Below are 15292 nucleotides of genomic sequence, written 5' to 3'. Positions count from 1 at the left end.
AAGGCCGCTGTGAATTTATTCCTGACGAAACAACGCCAGAAAACGCAATAACTTCGCCGTGTCCGCCATGCCCCCGGACACTTGCACAGTGCCGTCTGCCAGCGCCAGCGGAAAACCGCGCTGGCCGGTCATCAGGGCCAGCCACTCCGTGGCCGGCACCGTCACCACTACGCTTTCATCCTCTGGCACCGAGGGCAGTGCATCGATCACTGCCACCTGGTGGCGCACATGCACCGCGTACTGCACGCCCTGATCGGGGAACACCAACACCACGCGCTCGTTCACCCCTGCGCTGCGCTCCGGATCCAGGTTCACCGCCATGCTGCGCAGTACACCAGCAATCGGGAAGCCCTGCGCAAAGGCAACACGCTCTGCGCTGATGGGCGAAGGCCCTGTAGTGATGCGCTGCTCCAGTTCCAACGCATCGGTGAGATACCAATTGCGTGCGTTCGGGTTCGGCGTAACCTCTGCGAGCATACGCAGGGCGCGCGCCTTCAGCTCAGCCGCAACCGGAACAGAATCGGGACTGGCAGCCCGCACCAGGTCGGCAAGCTCCGCGGCCCACTGTGGATCAGCCGGCAGTTGCGCCTCGGCCTCAGCCAGCACGGCATCTGCACCGCCCGCCAGTGCCAGCAAACGCTGAGCCCGGGTGGCGCTCGCTATGGGAAACAAGGTGCTGCTGTTGCCCTCGAACCAACCGAGATACCCATTGTAAATTGCTCTTACCGACCAAGGCACGGTGCCGTAGAACGGCTGCAACCAGGGATGCTCGGCAAGCTCGGCGGGCAGTTGCACGGTGCGCGCCAGGGTATCGGCATCCAGCCCCTGGTTTATGCCGCGCACTGTCTGGTCGTGCACGAATTGAATGGCGTCGCCGTACACCTGAAGAATGTCATCGACAGCCTTTGCACCCGAAACCGGGCGTGTATGGCTGGGGATCAGGTGCTCGGCCCCCAGCGAGCGCATCAGGCGCACACTGTGCGCCCACTGCATAACGTCTCGATAGCGGGTACCGCGAATGGTGTAGAGGTTGGGGAAGGCCTTGTACACATTGTCGCCAGGCAGCAGCACCCTCTCATCAGGCAGCCAGACCAGCAACTGGTCGTCGGTCTCGCCGGGCGCGTGCATCAGAACCAGCCGACGCCCCGCTATGGTCACCTCCAGCCGCTCGTCGACTGTGTGCGTGGGGGGCAAGAGGCCGTAAATATCGCCATCCCCGGTTGTGCTGTGCGCCAGGGCCGGCCCGATGCCGTCGTTGATGATAGCCTCGCCGCCCGCTTCCAGGTAGTTGCCGAACATATGGAAAGAGCGCGTTTCAATCACCGGACGCAGCACGTTCATGATGCGCTCGATATGGCTCCAGGTGGTTTTGTGGGCATAGACCGGCACGTCCCTGCCTGCGGCGAAGGCCTCGGCGCCGAAGATATGATCCGTGTGGTTGTGGGTGTAGATGATCGCCTGCACCGGCTTGTCGGTGATGCGGTCAAATTCGGCCTTGACGGTGCGCGCCGCCTCGAGCGACTCGGTGGTGTCCACGATAATGACGCCGTCATCACCTTCGATCAGTATGACATTGGCCAGCGCGTACCCAATCGCCACGTGGATGCCCGGCACCACTTCGATGATGTCGCGCCTGAATTCGGCTGAGTGCGCCTCCAGTGCTGCGCTGCCCGCCACTGCAGGCGGTGGGGCCGGCGCCTCGGAGCAGGCGATCAGAAACGCCGCCAACGCCGGGCCCATGCAAGCACGAAAGTGCCGCACGCTCTGCCTTGGAGCCCTGTTCCGGGTACACGCCATAGCGGTTTTGACCTTGGAGTATGTTTTTCATCGCCAGGGCATGTACCTTAACGATTACCGCAGAGCAAAACAAGCGTCAGGGCCGCGGCACTGCCGGGCATGGGGGCTGCCCCGGCTTGTCCTCAGTACAGCAGGCTGTAAAGTTTGCGCTGATACTCGGCGGCCAGCGGGTCGCTCTTGCCCAGGCTGGCAATGGTGTCGATCAGGGCTTTCTTGGTCGCGCCGTCGGCGTGGTTAAGGTCCTGCCGCAAAATCGTGATGAGGTGCTCCAGGGCTTCGCGAAAATAGCCGGCGTTGGTGTACTGCACCGCCAACTGGTGCCGCACATCGTGGTTGCCCGGCTCCGCCTCGAGGCGCTCCTCCAGTGCCGCCATCTCCGGTGTTACCGCCGCCTCGCGCTTGAGTTTCAGTTGCGCGACCAGCTGCTCCCACGCCGGGTCCTGATCCGCCATGCGCACCGTACCGAGAACCGCCTCCGCATCGTCCAGCCGGTTGCACTCGAGCAGCGCATGCGCGTAGGCGAGCGTGATGTCGTGACGCTGGCCGGAGTCCTCGAAGGCCTGGCGCAGCGGGCTCAGCGCAGAACTGAAATCGCCCGCCGCCATGAGCGCCTGACCCTCTTCCAACAAGCCATCCCAGGGCTTGGGCAGGTATTTCTCCAACAGCTCGCGTACCTGGGCCTCCGACTGCGCGCCAACGAAGCCATCCACCGGCTGGCCGCCCTGCATCACCATCACGGTAGGCAGGCTGCGCACGCCGAACTGCTGGGAGATCATGGGCTGTTCGTCAGCGTTCACTTTGGCCAGCAGGAACGCACCGGCATATTCGTTGGCCAGTTTTTCCAGCACCGGCATGAGGCTTTTGCAGGGGCCGCACCAATCAGCCCAGAAATCCACCACGACCGGGCGCCGATGGGACTCCTCAATCAGCAGCTCCGCGGCATTGGTTTCGTCGATGTTGACAATGGACTCGGTCACAAACATTCCTCCAAAGCGAGCGTTAAAGGGGCCAGCGGCTCAGCCTTACAGGCCCAGTACGTCCTGCATATCATATAAACGCGGCTCACGGCCCACCAGCCAGCCTGCGGCGCGCACGGCGCCCCGGGCAAAAGACATGCGGCTGGAGGCCTTGTGGGTAATTTCCACGCGCTCCCCATCGGCGGCAAAGATCACTGTGTGGTCGCCGACAATATCCCCCGCGCGTACGGTGGCAAAGCCGATGGTGTCGCGCTGCCGCGCGCCGGTTTGCCCCTCGCGGCCATACACGGCCACTTCAGCCAGGTCGCGACCCAGGGCATTTGCCACCACACCGCCCATAGACAGGGCTGTGCCAGAGGGGGCATCTATCTTGTGCCGGTGATGCGCCTCGACGATCTCGATGTCCACATCATCGCCCAATACGCGCGCTGCCATGTCCAGAAGCTTGAAGCACAGGTTGACACCGGTGCTGAAGTTCGACGCCTTGCACACGGGCACCTTGCCCGCCGCACGCTTGATCAGTTGGTCCTGTTCCGCCGTGAAGCCGGTGGTACCGATGATCATCGCCTTGCCCGCCGCCGCGCAGGCCTCCAGATTCGCCAGGGTCGCCGCCGGCACGGTGAAGTCAATCAACACATCGATCTGCGCAATCACCTCGGTCAGTGCCGCGGAGACCGGCACGCCGAGCTTGCCGAGACCGGCCAGCTCGCCGGCATCCGCGCCAATCAGGCTGCTCTCCGGCTGCTCGACGGCCGCCGCCAGCTCCAGGCCGGGCTGCTGGGCGATGGTTTCGATCAGAGTGCGCCCCATGCGCCCGGCAGCGCCGGTGATTCCGACTTTTATCGTCATGGCTTCATGTCATCAAAAAAGGTTTTCACGCCCTCGAACCAGCTGGTCTGGCGCGGTGACTGTGCATCGCCGCCCTGGCCGAGGCTTTCCTGGAACTCGCGCAGCAGTTCTTTCTGCTTCTTGTTCAGGTTAACCGGCGTCTCCACGACCGCGCGGCACAACAGATCGCCTACCGCGCCACCTCGCACCGGCTTCACGCCCTTGCCACGCAAGCGGAACAGCTTGCCGGTCTGGGTTTCGGCGGGAATTTTCAGTTTCACGCGGCCGTCCAGCGTGGGCACTTCCAGCTCACCGCCAAGCGCCGCAGCGACAAACGTGATGGGAACTTCGCAGTACAGATTCTTGCCGTCGCGCTCGAAAATGGGGTGCTGGCGCACCGACATCTGCACGAAAAGATCCCCGGGTGGGCCGCCATCCGGGCCCGCTTCGCCCTCGCCGGACAAACGGATACGGTCGCCCGTATCCACGCCCGGTGGCACTTTTACCGACAGCGTTTTGCGTTTTTCCACGCGCCCTTGCCCGTGGCACTTGCCGCAGGGGTCTGAAATCATCTTGCCGCGGCCGCGACAGGTGGGGCAGGTCTGCTGTACCTGGAAGAAACCCTGCTGCATGCGCACCTGACCGATGCCGCCGCAGGTCGTGCAGTCTACCGGCGAGCTGCCCTTGCGTGCACCGGAGCCGTCGCACTCCTCGCAGGTGGCGAGAGTGGGCACCTTGATCTCCACCGTGGTGCCCTTGACCGCATCCTCGAGTGAAATATCCAGCGTGTAGCGCAGGTCCGACCCACGTTGCGGGCCGCCGCGTCCGCGGCCACCGCCGCCACCGAAGATATCGCCAAACACATCGCCGAAGATGTCGCTGAAGCTGCCCCCGCCGGCGCCAAAACCGCCTGCGCCCATATTGGGGTCGACACCCGAGTGGCCAAACCGGTCGTAGGCCGCGCGTTTTTCCGCGTTCATCAGAACGTCGTAAGCCTCGGTGGCCTCTTTGAATTTGTCGTCGGCATCCGGATCATCGGGGTTCCGGTCCGGGTGGTACTTCATGGCGACCCGTCGATAGGCCTTTTTGATGTCCTTCTCATCGGCCGCTTTCTCGACCCCGAGCACTTCATAATAATCGCGTTTTGACATAGTCAGCCTGGCGTTGAACCGCATTCTCGCAAATGACTACGCGGGCTCTCAGGTCCCGCGCGGTCAAGTTAACTGACGGGGCGCTGCAGCGCCCCGGGTGACAGGAAGCGTTAACGCCTACTTCTTGTCGTCCTTCACTTCTTCGAACTCGGCGTCGACCGCTTCATCGCCCGTTGTGGACTGTTCCGCACCCTCGGCCTCGGCACCCTGTGCGGCTTCTGCCTGCGCCTGGTACATTTTCTGTGCGACCGGACCAGTGGCCTCGGTCAGCTTGGCAGCAGCCGCCTCAATGGCATCCTTCTCGTTCGCCTTGAGGGCTTCCTCCGCCTCGCTGATCGCCGACTCGATAGCGGCCTTTTCGTCCGCTGTGGCGTTATCGCCGGCCTCTTCGAGCGTTTTACGCGCAGCGTGCACCAGGCCATCACAGCTGTTGCGCGCAGCAATCAGCTCTTCGAAGCGCGCATCGGCATCGGCGTTGGCCTCGGCATCCGCCACCATCTTCTCGATATCCTCCTCGCTCAGGCCGCCTGAGGCAGTGATGCGAATGGATTGCTCCTTGCCGGTTGCCTTGTCCTTGGCCGACACATTGAGAATGCCGTTGGCATCGAGGTCAAACGTCACCTCGATCTGCGGCATGCCGCGGGGCGCCGGCGGAATGTCCGCCAGATCAAAGCGGCCCAGCGACTTGTTCTGGGACGCCTGCTTGCGCTCACCCTGCACCACGTGGATCGTCACTGCGGTCTGGTTGTCGTCAGCCGTCGAGAACACCTGCGACTTCTTCGTCGGAATGGTCGTGTTTTTCTCGATCAGGGGGGTGGCAACACCGCCCATGGTCTCGATACCCAGCGTCAGCGGGGTCACGTCCAGCAGCAGCACGTCCTTGACGTCGCCAGACAGTACCGCGCCCTGGATGGCAGCGCCCATGGCGACCGCCTCGTCCGGGTTGACGTCCTTGCGCGGCTCCTTGCCGAAGAAGTCTGCCACCGCTTTCTGCACCATCGGCATGCGGGTCTGACCGCCCACCAGGATCACATCGTTGATTTCGCTGGGGCTCAGGCCGGCATCCTGCAACGCCACCTTCACCGGCTCCATGGAGCGCTTGACCAGCTCTTCAACCAGCGACTCCAGTTTGGAGCGCGACAGCTTGACCACCAGGTGTTTGGGGCCTGTGGCATCGGCTGTGATGTAGGGCAGGTTCACTTCCGTCTGCTGGCTGGAAGACAGCTCGATCTTGGCTTTCTCCGCCGCTTCCTTCAGGCGTTGCAGCGCCAGCGGGTCGTTGTGCAGGTCGATGCCGCTTTCCTTCTTGAACTCCGCCGCGAGGTATTCAATCAGGCGCAGGTCGAAGTCCTCACCGCCGAGGAAGGTGTCACCGTTGGTCGACAGCACTTCGAACTGGTGCTCGCCATCGACTTCGGCAATCTCGATGATGGAGATATCGAAGGTACCGCCACCGAGGTCGTACACAGCAATCGTGCGATCGCCCTGGGCCTTGTCCATGCCGTAGGCGAGCGCCGCTGCGGTCGGCTCGTTGATGATGCGCTTCACTTCCAGGCCGGCAATGCGGCCGGCGTCCTTGGTTGCCTGGCGCTGGGAATCGTTGAAGTACGCCGGCACCGTGATCACCGCCTCGGTGACGGCTTCACCCAGGTACTCCTCGGCAGTGCGCTTCATTTTGCGCAGCACCTCGGCAGAGACCTGCGGCGGCGCCATTTTCTCGTCCTTGGCCTGTACCCAGGCATCGCCGTTATCGGCTTCAACGATCTTGTAAGGCACCATCTTGATATCTTTCTGTACCACGTCGTCCTTGAACTTGCGTCCAATCAGGCGCTTCACGGCGTACAGCGTGTTGTGGGGGTTGGTGACGGACTGGCGCTTGGCGCTCTGCCCGACCAGAATTTCGCCATCCTGGGTGTAGGCCACAATCGACGGCGTGGTGCGATCGCCTTCGGAATTCTCGATCACGCGCGATTTGCCCCCTTCGAGCACCGCGACGCAGGAGTTGGTGGTACCCAGGTCGATACCGATTATCTTGCCCATGTGTTCATCTCCTCATTTGCGCCGGCACGGCCGGCTGCAGTATTCACTTGCTGTCTATATTGGCGCTGAACCAACAATTTCAAGGGGCCGACGCCGTTTTTACTGCGCGGCAGGCGCCTTGCTGACCATAACCATGGCGGGCCGCACCAGGCGCGCGTTCAGCGTGTAGCCTTTTTGCATTACCGCGATAACCGTATTCGGCTCCACGTCTGCGTTTTCGACCATGCTCATGGCCTGGTGCAGCTGCGGATCAAACGGCTCGCCTTCGGGGTCAACTGGCTCAATGTGGAACTTGCGCAGGGCGTCGGCAAAGCTCTTCAGGGTCAACTCCAGGCCATCGACAATCGGCTTCACCGAGTCATCGTGCCCGGCGGTGACGGCCAGCGCCCGCTCCAGGTTATCCACCACGGGCAGCAGCTCCTTGCAGAAGGATTCGAGGGCGAACTTGCGCGCCTTTTCCACGTCCTGCTCGGCCCGGCGCTTGATGTTCTGGGCATCCGCCTGCGCGCGCAACGCCGCATCGCGGGCCGCATTGAGGTCTTCCTCCAGCGTTGCCATCAACGCTTCCGGGGTGACCTCTTCGCCGCCCGGGGCCGCGTCAGATTCGGTGGAGGCTGCCGTTTCCGCGTACGCTGCCGCCTCGGCTGCCTGCCGCGAGACACCGCTGTCGCCGGCTTCAGATTCTGGTTTGTTCTGCTCGTTCTCAGCCACGTCTGGACTCCATCACTGGCATTGTGAATTGCACAGGCACGACGCTTGCGCGCCGATTCGCTGCGGTCAGGAACGATGTTGGGACGTTATGAGGAAATTTCAAGGCCACCCTGCGCCGGTGGCTGCTTTAAGCTGGACAGGGCGGAGCTCAACATGCGCGCGGTAATGTCCACAACCGGGATAACACGCTCATAGGGCATGCGCGTGGGCCCGATCACGCCCAGCACACCGAGTGTGCGGGCACCATCCGTGTAGGGCGCTGTGACGACGCTGTAGTCGCCGAATACCTCGTAGCCGGCCTCGTTGCCGATGAAGATCTGCACGCCGTTGGCGCGGGTACACCGCTCCAGCAGGTGCAGCAGGTCCTTCTTGCGCTCAAACGCATCGAACAGCTCGCGCAATCGCCCCACATCCTCGGGGCTGACATGGCCAAGCAGGCGGGACTCGCCGGCCATCAGGTATTCTTCTTCCGGGGCCTCCTGGTTGAGGGCTTTGCTCGCCAGGTCCAGCGCCGCCTGCAGGTAGCTGTCGATGCGGCTGCGGGCATCCTCCATTTCCGCCAGAATACGATCCTGCACTGCGCTCAGGGGCTGGCCCGCGAAACGCTGGTTGACCAGTGCAGCGGCCTCGCGTAGCTCGGCTTCGGTAAACGGCCGCTGGGTGTGGATGATGCGGTTCTGCACCTCGCGCTCATTGACGACCAGAATCACCAGTACGCGGTCACCGGACAGGGGCAGGAACTCGACCTGGCGCAGCTGGTGCGTCTCGGGCCGCGGCACGGTCACCAGGCCGGCCTGCGCTGTAATGGCGGAGAGCAGCGATGAGGCGGATTGCACCAGTTCTGTCGTGGACTTGTCCGGGTGCAGCTGCTCGCGCAGCGACACGATGGCCCGCTCGTCCAGGGGCTGCACCTGCAGCAAACGGTCCACGAACAAGCGATAGCCCTGGGCAGTAGGCACCCGGCCGGCCGACGTATGGGGTGAATGCAGCAAGCCGCGTTCTTCCAGCTCCGACATGACGTTGCGTACGGTCGCAGCGCTCACCGCCAGCCCCGCCTCTTCCAGCAGGCTGCGCGACCCCACCGGCTGGCCGTCGCGTATGTGCCGCTCTACCAGTGCCTTGAGTATGGTCTGCGCGCGCTCGGACAAATCCGCTGAGTTCATACTCCATCCTGTAAACCTGTGGCCCCGGTTGTATCACAGTGCCCCGGGAATACAAAGCGATGACCGCTGCGGATGTTTATGCCGCAACAGATCTGCGGTATAACAGCACAAACAGCAAGCGGTTCGCCATGCTCACCCACATCCATATCAGCGCGTACACCATTGTCGACACCCTCGACATGGAATTCCACGGCGGCATGACCGTCATCACCGGGGAAACCGGGGCCGGCAAGTCCATCATGCTAGACGCTCTGGGCCTGTGCCTGGGCGACCGGGCCGACCCCAAGGCCGTGCGCACTGGCAGCGAACGAGCGGAGGTGACTGCGACCTTCGACATCGCCGGCAACGCGCCAGCCGCCGCGTGGCTGCAGGCCCGCGACCTGGCGCACGATAACGAATGCCTGCTGCGCCGCGTGGTCACCGCAGAAGGGCGCTCGCGAGCCTATATCAATGGCAGTGCTTCCACCCTGCAGGACTGCGCCGAACTCGGCGAACTGCTGATCGACATCCACAGCCAGCACGCCCACCAGTCGCTGCTGCGCAAACCCGTCCAGCGCGCGATGCTGGACACCTTTGCCGGCCAGCAGACACTGGCCCGCCGGGTGGAGCAGTCCGCCTCCGACTGGCTGCGCGGCCAGCGCGAGCTGACTGCACTCACCGACAACCGCGACGAAACCGCGGCGCGAGCACAATTACTGGCCTACCAGGTAGACGAACTGGAACAGCTGGGCCTGCGTGACGGGGAGCTGGAGGAGCTGGAGCGCGACCAGAGCCTGCTGGCCAATGCGGAAGATAATCTCCAGGGCGCCCATCAGGCGCTGGAGATTTGCGAAGAGCAGGCCAGCGCAGCGCGCCACGCCCTGCAGTTGATGCGCAGTGCCGCCGGCAGCAGCAAAACCGCCGATAACGCCCTCAGCCTGTTGGACTCAGCAGCGATACAACTCGACGAGGCACACCGCGAGATCCAGCGCCATATCGACTCTATCGAGATTGACCCACAGCGGCTCGCGCAGGTAGAAAAACGCCTTGAACAACTGCACGATGTGGCGCGCAAACACCGCATCAAGCCGCCACAACTACTGGAACTGCAGGCCGGGTTGCAGGAGGAATTGGCGGGGCTGGCGCAGGGCGGGCAGCGCATTGAGGCGCTGCAGCAGGAGCTGGAAGACCTCGCCGAGGCCTACCACAAGGATGCCGCCAAACTGAGCAGGGAGCGGGCCAAGGCCGCCAAAAGCCTCATCGCCAAAACGGCCGAGGTGCTGCACACATTGGCTATGGCCGATTGCCGCTTTGCCATTGCACTCACCCCGCGCGAGTCCGCCGCACCGCATCCACATGGCGCGGAGGACATCGAGTTCCTGATCAGCACCAACCCGGGGGCCGCGCCACAACCCCTGGGGAAGATCGCCTCCGGCGGCGAGCTGTCGCGTATCAGCCTTGCCATTCAGGTGGTCACCGCCAAGGGCGGCACACTGCCGAGCATGGTGTTTGATGAAGTTGACGTGGGCATCGGCGGTGCGGTGGCCGAGGTCGTCGGAAGGCTGTTGCGCGGGCTCGCACGCGACGCCCAGGTACTCTGCGTCACCCACCTGGCGCAGGTGGCCTCGCAGGGGCACCGGCACCTGCTGGTCAGCAAGACCTCCGACAAGACTGCAGCCTGGGCCCGCCTGGCAGCGCTTGAAGACGAGCAGCGGACACAGGAAATTGCCCGGATGCTGGGCGGCGTCAAGCTGACCGAGCGCTCACTCGAACACGCCCGGGAAATGCTGCGCGATGCGGAAGACGCCTGACGCTGGCGCCGGGCGCGGCTTGTAGTGTATGGTGGCACCTGTCACATATGCTTCACACGCCAAGAAAAGACGCCTATTTTGACCAGCCCAGCACCCCGCACAAGCCTCAGGGAACGCAAAAAACAGGCGCAACGCGCACGCATCATCGACGAAGCGCTGGCCTTGATCGGCGAGCATGGCATTGACGATATGACCATTGATGCCATCTGCGAACGCTCTGGCATATCTCGGAAAACCTTCTACAACTATTACGGCACGCGCCACGACCTGCTGTTCGACATCTGCGTAAGTCGAACGCTGGAGTTGGTGCGGGGCTCGGTGGATGCAGCGCTGGAACGGTTTACGCGGCTGGATCAACGCATTACGCATGTCCTGAAAGCGCAGAAACACCAACTTTGCCAGGCATCTGACCTTGAGCACGAGCTGGCGCGTTATTCTATCGCCAGCATCGGCAACAGCCTTGCCAGCGGTGCAACCCTGCTGTCGGTGATGAACGAGAACTTCCTGCGGCTGTATGCCGCCAGCATTGATGATCTGAAAGACGCTTTATCGCCGGAGTTTTGTGCCGAGATGACGGTCGGCATGATCGACACAGTAATTCTCAACCATCTGCACAATCCCGACTATGACGCGGCCAGCCGCTATGACGAGCTGATAGGTTTCCTCTGCCACAGCCTGGTATGCGAGCGAGCGCAGCTGCGTGTGACGGGCGCCGCGCAGGGCTAAGCGCCGTTCAGTGCGTGCCGGGGCTCATCGCACCCGGCACAGGGAGATGGCTTAGCCGTGCAGACCGTGCGTGATCGGACACTCACCGCGCGCCAGCTTGCGGGCACGCTCCACCAGTGTTTCTTCCATGGTTTCACGACCAATCATGATCACAAAATCCTGCTTGCGCAGCCCGTCGAGAGCAAATTCCGCCAGCTCATCGAGGTCCTGTACCGGCAGGTCAACGCCGATCTCCTTCATGCCCTGCATGAATTCATCAAACGTCATTTCCCCGCCCTCAGGCACCGGCTTCTCACGCGCCAGCTCCTCGGGACGGTTGCGCCGCGTAGTCCAGATACCCGTGGGCAGAATGCCGCCGGAGGGGTAGAAAATACAGGCCCGGAGCTTGGTTTCCTGGCCGACCAACTGGGCGTTCAGGCACTCGGTCATGATGGAGACCCCGGCCTTGCTCGAGGCATACACCGACTGGTCCGCCAGCGGTGAAATGCCGCCATCACCGGAAGAGGTATTCATCACCACGCCTTCCTCGCCCGATGCCAGCATGCGCGGCACGAAGGCCTGCACACCGTGCGCTATGCCACGCACATTCACACCCAAAACCCACTGCCAGTCGTTCGGCGTGGTATCCCAGACGTTGGTGTTGGTGACGCTCACGCCAGCGTTGTTGCACAGTACGTGGCAGGCACCGAACTCGTCGAACACGGCGTCTGCCAGGGCATTCACCGAGTCGGGCTTGGACACGTCGGTGACGATGGCCCGCACCGTACCGCCGCCCGCCGCGAGCTCATCGCGAGTGGCTTCCAGCGCGCCGCGCTCCACGTCAGACAGCACCACCTTGGCCCCGGCGGCGAGAAAGGAGCGGCCCAGGGCCTTGCCGATGCCGCTGGCACCACCGGTGATCACCACAACCTTGTTATTGAAATCCTGCATGCTGGGAGGTTCCTTTACAGTAATGACGTGAAAGGCCGCGGGCATACGCCAGCGGCCAGTGAGTATCCGAAAAGACGATCAGGCCTTGAGGGGACCACCGTGGGTGCCGAGCCAGCGTGAGTTGCCGATGGTGCTGGCCCAGGGCTCGAACGCATCCGCGTCCAGCGGGTCACCCAGATCTACACTGCGGCCGAGGAATTCGGGGGTCCACAGGTAGGTATCAGGCTTGGAAACCGGCGGCAGGCGCTCGGTGAGCGGATCCCAGGGGCTGTCGCGCAGAATCAGGTCGCCTTCCACTTTCAGCTTTTGCGCTGTGCCGTAGTTGCTCACCACGTTGACCACATGCGGCGGGAAGTCGAAGCCCGGCTTCACGTAGGAGGCCGCGCGCGAGTACTTAACCCAGAACTCGTACTCATCGAACTTGGGGCCGTTGTCCAGCGTATCGGTCACTTTGCCGTAGAACTCGAGGAAGGTGTAATTCTGGTGCGTGACGCGCGCGCCCACTTCTTCACCCAACCGGTAGTACTTGATTTCTGCCGGGTACTTGGGCTGACCGAACTTCTCCTGGCTGATGAAAATTTCCGCTTCCTTGTCGATCGCATAGCCCAGTGCGAACTGGCCTTCCTGGCCCTTGTAATTACACAGTACCGTGGTCAACAGGCCCTGCTCCGGCTCGCCGTTGACCGGCACGTTGTACACCGTCAGCGTAACTTCCGGGCGGCTGCCGGGCTCAAAGCCCGGGGGCAGCACCGCAGCCAGCTTGGCCGGATCCGTCAGATAGCGGATCTTCAACATCGGCCAGTTGTAGTGATCGCCGGGCGTGGTGGCAAGTTTCTCGTTCATACTCGTTATCCTCTGTTATGAGTGCTTTCGGTGTGCTTGCTTTCCTGAGCCCGGGGGCTCAGGCATAAAACTGCTGGAACCATTTGCGGTATTTGGCGATGGGGCCGTCACCGTCGCACAGTGCCGGGTCATCCAGATACACTTTGTGCTCCCAGATCGGAATATCCTGCTCCACTTGGCGCACAATTTCGTGCACGGTGCCGGTCGCCATCATGGCGTTGTCTTCGGACTGCTTGCGGGGCACCGAAAAGTTGAACCGCAGGTGCACGTTCTGGTCATCAATGGGGGTTACCGTACCCATCATCAGCACGTCGAACATGCGCGAAAAGCGCTGGAACGTGAAACCGGGGCCCACACCTTCTGAGCGCAGGTGTATGGCATCGTGATTGTCACCGCTGAGGTCGACATTGCCCTGTTCATCAATCGCGTGTGCACGTGAATCGAACTCGGTCACGCGACGCGGACCTTCCATATCGACAGCGCCCTGAGGCATGGCCGGGCTACCGTGAACGGTAATAAAGTGGGCAAGGTCGGCGGCGTTTTCACCCGTTTCCTGAATAATGGTGTTGATTTTCCAGTCGTAGGTATCCAGCGGCGTCCATTCGTCGGATTTCAGCTCGGCGATCTCGTCAATGTCGAACAGCGGTGCCTCGCCCTTGGGATGGTACCAGGCCCAGATCATCTGGTTGCGCTCGATCACCGGGTAGCTCGGCACACATTCCTTGCCTTCCACTTTCGGCGGAATACGCTTGGCATAGGGCACTGACGTGCACTGACCTTCGCTGTTGAACTCCCAGGCATGGAAAGGACAGCTGATCGCCTCGCCTTTCACAATACCGCCGTAACCGAGGTGTGCACCGAGGTGCGGGCAATGCGCACCCAGCAGCGACGCCTCACCGGACTCGGTGCGAAACAGCACCAGCTCTCGCCCGAAGTATTCCACGGGGCGCACATCGCCGGGCTTCAGCCCATCACTGTAATCAATGGCGTACCAGCCAAACGGAATCGGCTTGTCATAGCGCTTAGTCATCGTCTTCTCCTCGTCTTATTTGCGGATGTTGGTGCGCACGCGCAACTCGCGGAACACCACCGCGTTGTGGTCGTTGTTGTCTTTCTCTGGCTCGCCATCCAGTTCCAGATCCGGGAATTGCTTGAACAGCTCTACCATGGTCAGGTACAACTGGCGTTTCGCCATGGCAGCACCGATGCAGTAGCGCGGGCCGTAGCCAAACAACACATCGGGGTTGAATTCGCGCTTGACGTCGAAGCGCTCAGGATCCTGGTAGTACTCGGGATCATGGTCCTTGAGGTGCGGCATCAATAACACCATCTGCCCCTTGGTCACATTCTGGCCGAGGATTTCCATGTCCTGCGGTGCGTAGCGCGCAAAACCCATCTTCGACGAGATTGACCAGCGCATCACCTCGCTGAAGGCGTTGGAAAAAGCATCCGGTGATTCCAGCGCCGCGGGAATCTGGTCACGGTGCTTGAGCAGCGCGTACAGAGTCCATTGCTGCGCCACCAGTGTGGTATCCGCGCCGGCGCCAATCAGCGCAAGAACCAGGGTGATGATATCCCACTCGCCAAAATTTTCGTTCTCTTCCTCAATTTTCAACAACACGCTGAGGAAGTCGTCTTCGCCCGGATTCGCGCGGCGCTCGGCAATGACCCGCTGCAGAATTTCAATCGCGCGGTTACTGTCCTGCCGGGCGGACTCGCGGCGTTCATCGCTCAGTGTGGGATTCCAGGCTTCAGTGAACGTGAGCACCACCTGCTTGATTTCCGGCCAGTATTTTTCGGGCAAACCGACCATGCGGCTGATGGAGATGAAAGGGATATGGTTGGCGACCTTCTCGATGTAGTCAAAGCTCTCCAGATCAGCCAGTTCGCCAATCAGCTTCTCCACGTCGGGTTTGATGCGGCGCTGGATCTCATCAACCACGTTGCGTGAAAACGCTGGCGATACCACCCGGCGCACGAGTCGATGATGACCGTGGTCGGCGAGCAAACTGTGGCCGATCATGGCGCGCTCGTAGTTGCTCCACTGATCTTCCGGTGGACGCGGCGGCGCAAACTCCCAATCGTAGAAGTCAGAGGACAGATATTCGTTGCGCCAACATTCCATGATGTCGGGCATACGGGTCATGATCCAGGCCTGCCAGGGCGCATACCACACCAGGCGACCGCGCTGGGCCAGCGCCAGATACTGGCTGGGCGCCGTCTTCAGATACTCCTCTGACGCCGGATTGAACAGTTCCTCTATGGGCTGTTGAGTTTCGCTGACTGCCTGCATATTTTGCTCCTCTGCCAAATGGCTGACGCAAGAATATACGTTC

General features: G+C 62.1%; 13 protein-coding genes. 2 read left to right on the top strand and 11 right to left on the bottom strand.

Going from position 1 to position 15292, the window contains the following annotated elements; genetic code table 11:
* Nucleotides 1–15: 15 nt before the first annotated feature.
* The 7 genes from G533_RS21220 to hrcA form a co-directional block, all read right to left on the bottom strand.
* Entirely contained in the window at nt 16–1761 is a 1746-nt protein-coding gene (locus tag G533_RS21220; protein ID WP_158413404.1) for an alkyl sulfatase dimerization domain-containing protein, read from the bottom strand.
* 158 nt (nt 1762–1919) lie between these two features.
* A complete protein-coding gene (trxA, locus tag G533_RS0108595) occupies nt 1920–2774 on the bottom strand; it encodes a thioredoxin (RefSeq protein ID WP_420835524.1) in 855 nt (284 codons plus the stop codon).
* Between the two features lie 45 nt (nt 2775–2819).
* Complete coding sequence (gene dapB / locus G533_RS0108590) at nt 2820–3623, bottom strand: 4-hydroxy-tetrahydrodipicolinate reductase (protein WP_027949605.1); 804 nt, start codon at nt 3621–3623, stop codon at nt 2820–2822.
* On the bottom strand, nt 3620–4753 hold the full coding sequence (dnaJ, locus tag G533_RS0108585; protein WP_027949604.1) for a molecular chaperone DnaJ: 1134 nt from the start codon (nt 4751–4753) through the stop codon (nt 3620–3622). Before dnaJ ends, dapB begins: the two co-directional genes overlap by 4 nt.
* A 117-nt stretch (nt 4754–4870) precedes the next feature.
* Nucleotides 4871–6793, bottom strand: a complete 1923-nt coding sequence (dnaK, locus tag G533_RS0108580) for a molecular chaperone DnaK (RefSeq protein WP_027949603.1) — start codon at nt 6791–6793, stop codon at nt 4871–4873.
* Between the two features lie 99 nt (nt 6794–6892).
* Complete coding sequence (gene grpE, locus G533_RS0108575) at nt 6893–7504, bottom strand: nucleotide exchange factor GrpE (protein ID WP_027949602.1); 612 nt, start codon at nt 7502–7504, stop codon at nt 6893–6895.
* 86 nt (nt 7505–7590) lie between these two features.
* Nucleotides 7591–8667, bottom strand: coding sequence for a heat-inducible transcriptional repressor HrcA (gene hrcA / locus G533_RS21215; RefSeq protein ID WP_051230129.1), 1077 nt, complete (start codon nt 8665–8667; stop codon nt 7591–7593).
* 59 nt (nt 8668–8726) lie between these two features.
* Between hrcA and recN the strand changes: the two genes are divergently transcribed.
* Both recN and G533_RS21210 read left to right on the top strand, forming a co-directional pair.
* On the top strand, nt 8727–10457 hold the full coding sequence (recN, locus tag G533_RS0108565) for a DNA repair protein RecN (protein WP_338035397.1): 1731 nt from the start codon (nt 8727–8729) through the stop codon (nt 10455–10457).
* Between the two features lie 78 nt (nt 10458–10535).
* Nucleotides 10536–11183, top strand: coding sequence for a TetR/AcrR family transcriptional regulator (locus G533_RS21210; protein ID WP_051230128.1), 648 nt, complete (start codon nt 10536–10538; stop codon nt 11181–11183).
* A 51-nt stretch (nt 11184–11234) separates the two neighbouring features.
* Here G533_RS21210 and G533_RS0108555 read toward each other — a convergent pair whose 3' ends face one another.
* The 4 genes from G533_RS0108555 to G533_RS0108540 all read right to left on the bottom strand — a co-directional run bounded on the left by G533_RS0108555 (nt 11235) and on the right by G533_RS0108540 (nt 15249).
* Nucleotides 11235–12113, bottom strand: a complete 879-nt coding sequence (locus G533_RS0108555; protein WP_027949600.1) for an SDR family NAD(P)-dependent oxidoreductase — start codon at nt 12111–12113, stop codon at nt 11235–11237.
* 78 nt (nt 12114–12191) lie between these two features.
* A complete protein-coding gene (locus G533_RS0108550; protein WP_027949599.1) occupies nt 12192–12956 on the bottom strand; it encodes an acetoacetate decarboxylase family protein in 765 nt (254 codons plus the stop codon).
* A gap of 58 nt (nt 12957–13014) precedes the next feature.
* Nucleotides 13015–13986, bottom strand: coding sequence for a Rieske 2Fe-2S domain-containing protein (locus G533_RS0108545; RefSeq protein WP_027949598.1), 972 nt, complete (start codon nt 13984–13986; stop codon nt 13015–13017).
* Nucleotides 13987–14001: 15 nt separating this feature from the next.
* Nucleotides 14002–15249, bottom strand: coding sequence for a cytochrome P450 (locus G533_RS0108540; protein WP_027949597.1), 1248 nt, complete (start codon nt 15247–15249; stop codon nt 14002–14004).
* Between the last annotated feature and the right edge of the window lie 43 nt (nt 15250–15292).

The organism is Haliea salexigens DSM 19537 (assembly GCF_000423125.1).
Taxonomy (GTDB): Bacteria; Pseudomonadota; Gammaproteobacteria; order Pseudomonadales; family Halieaceae; genus Haliea; species Haliea salexigens.
Note: the sequence above shows the minus strand (reverse complement) of the source record. Positions and strands in the feature narration are given on the sequence as shown.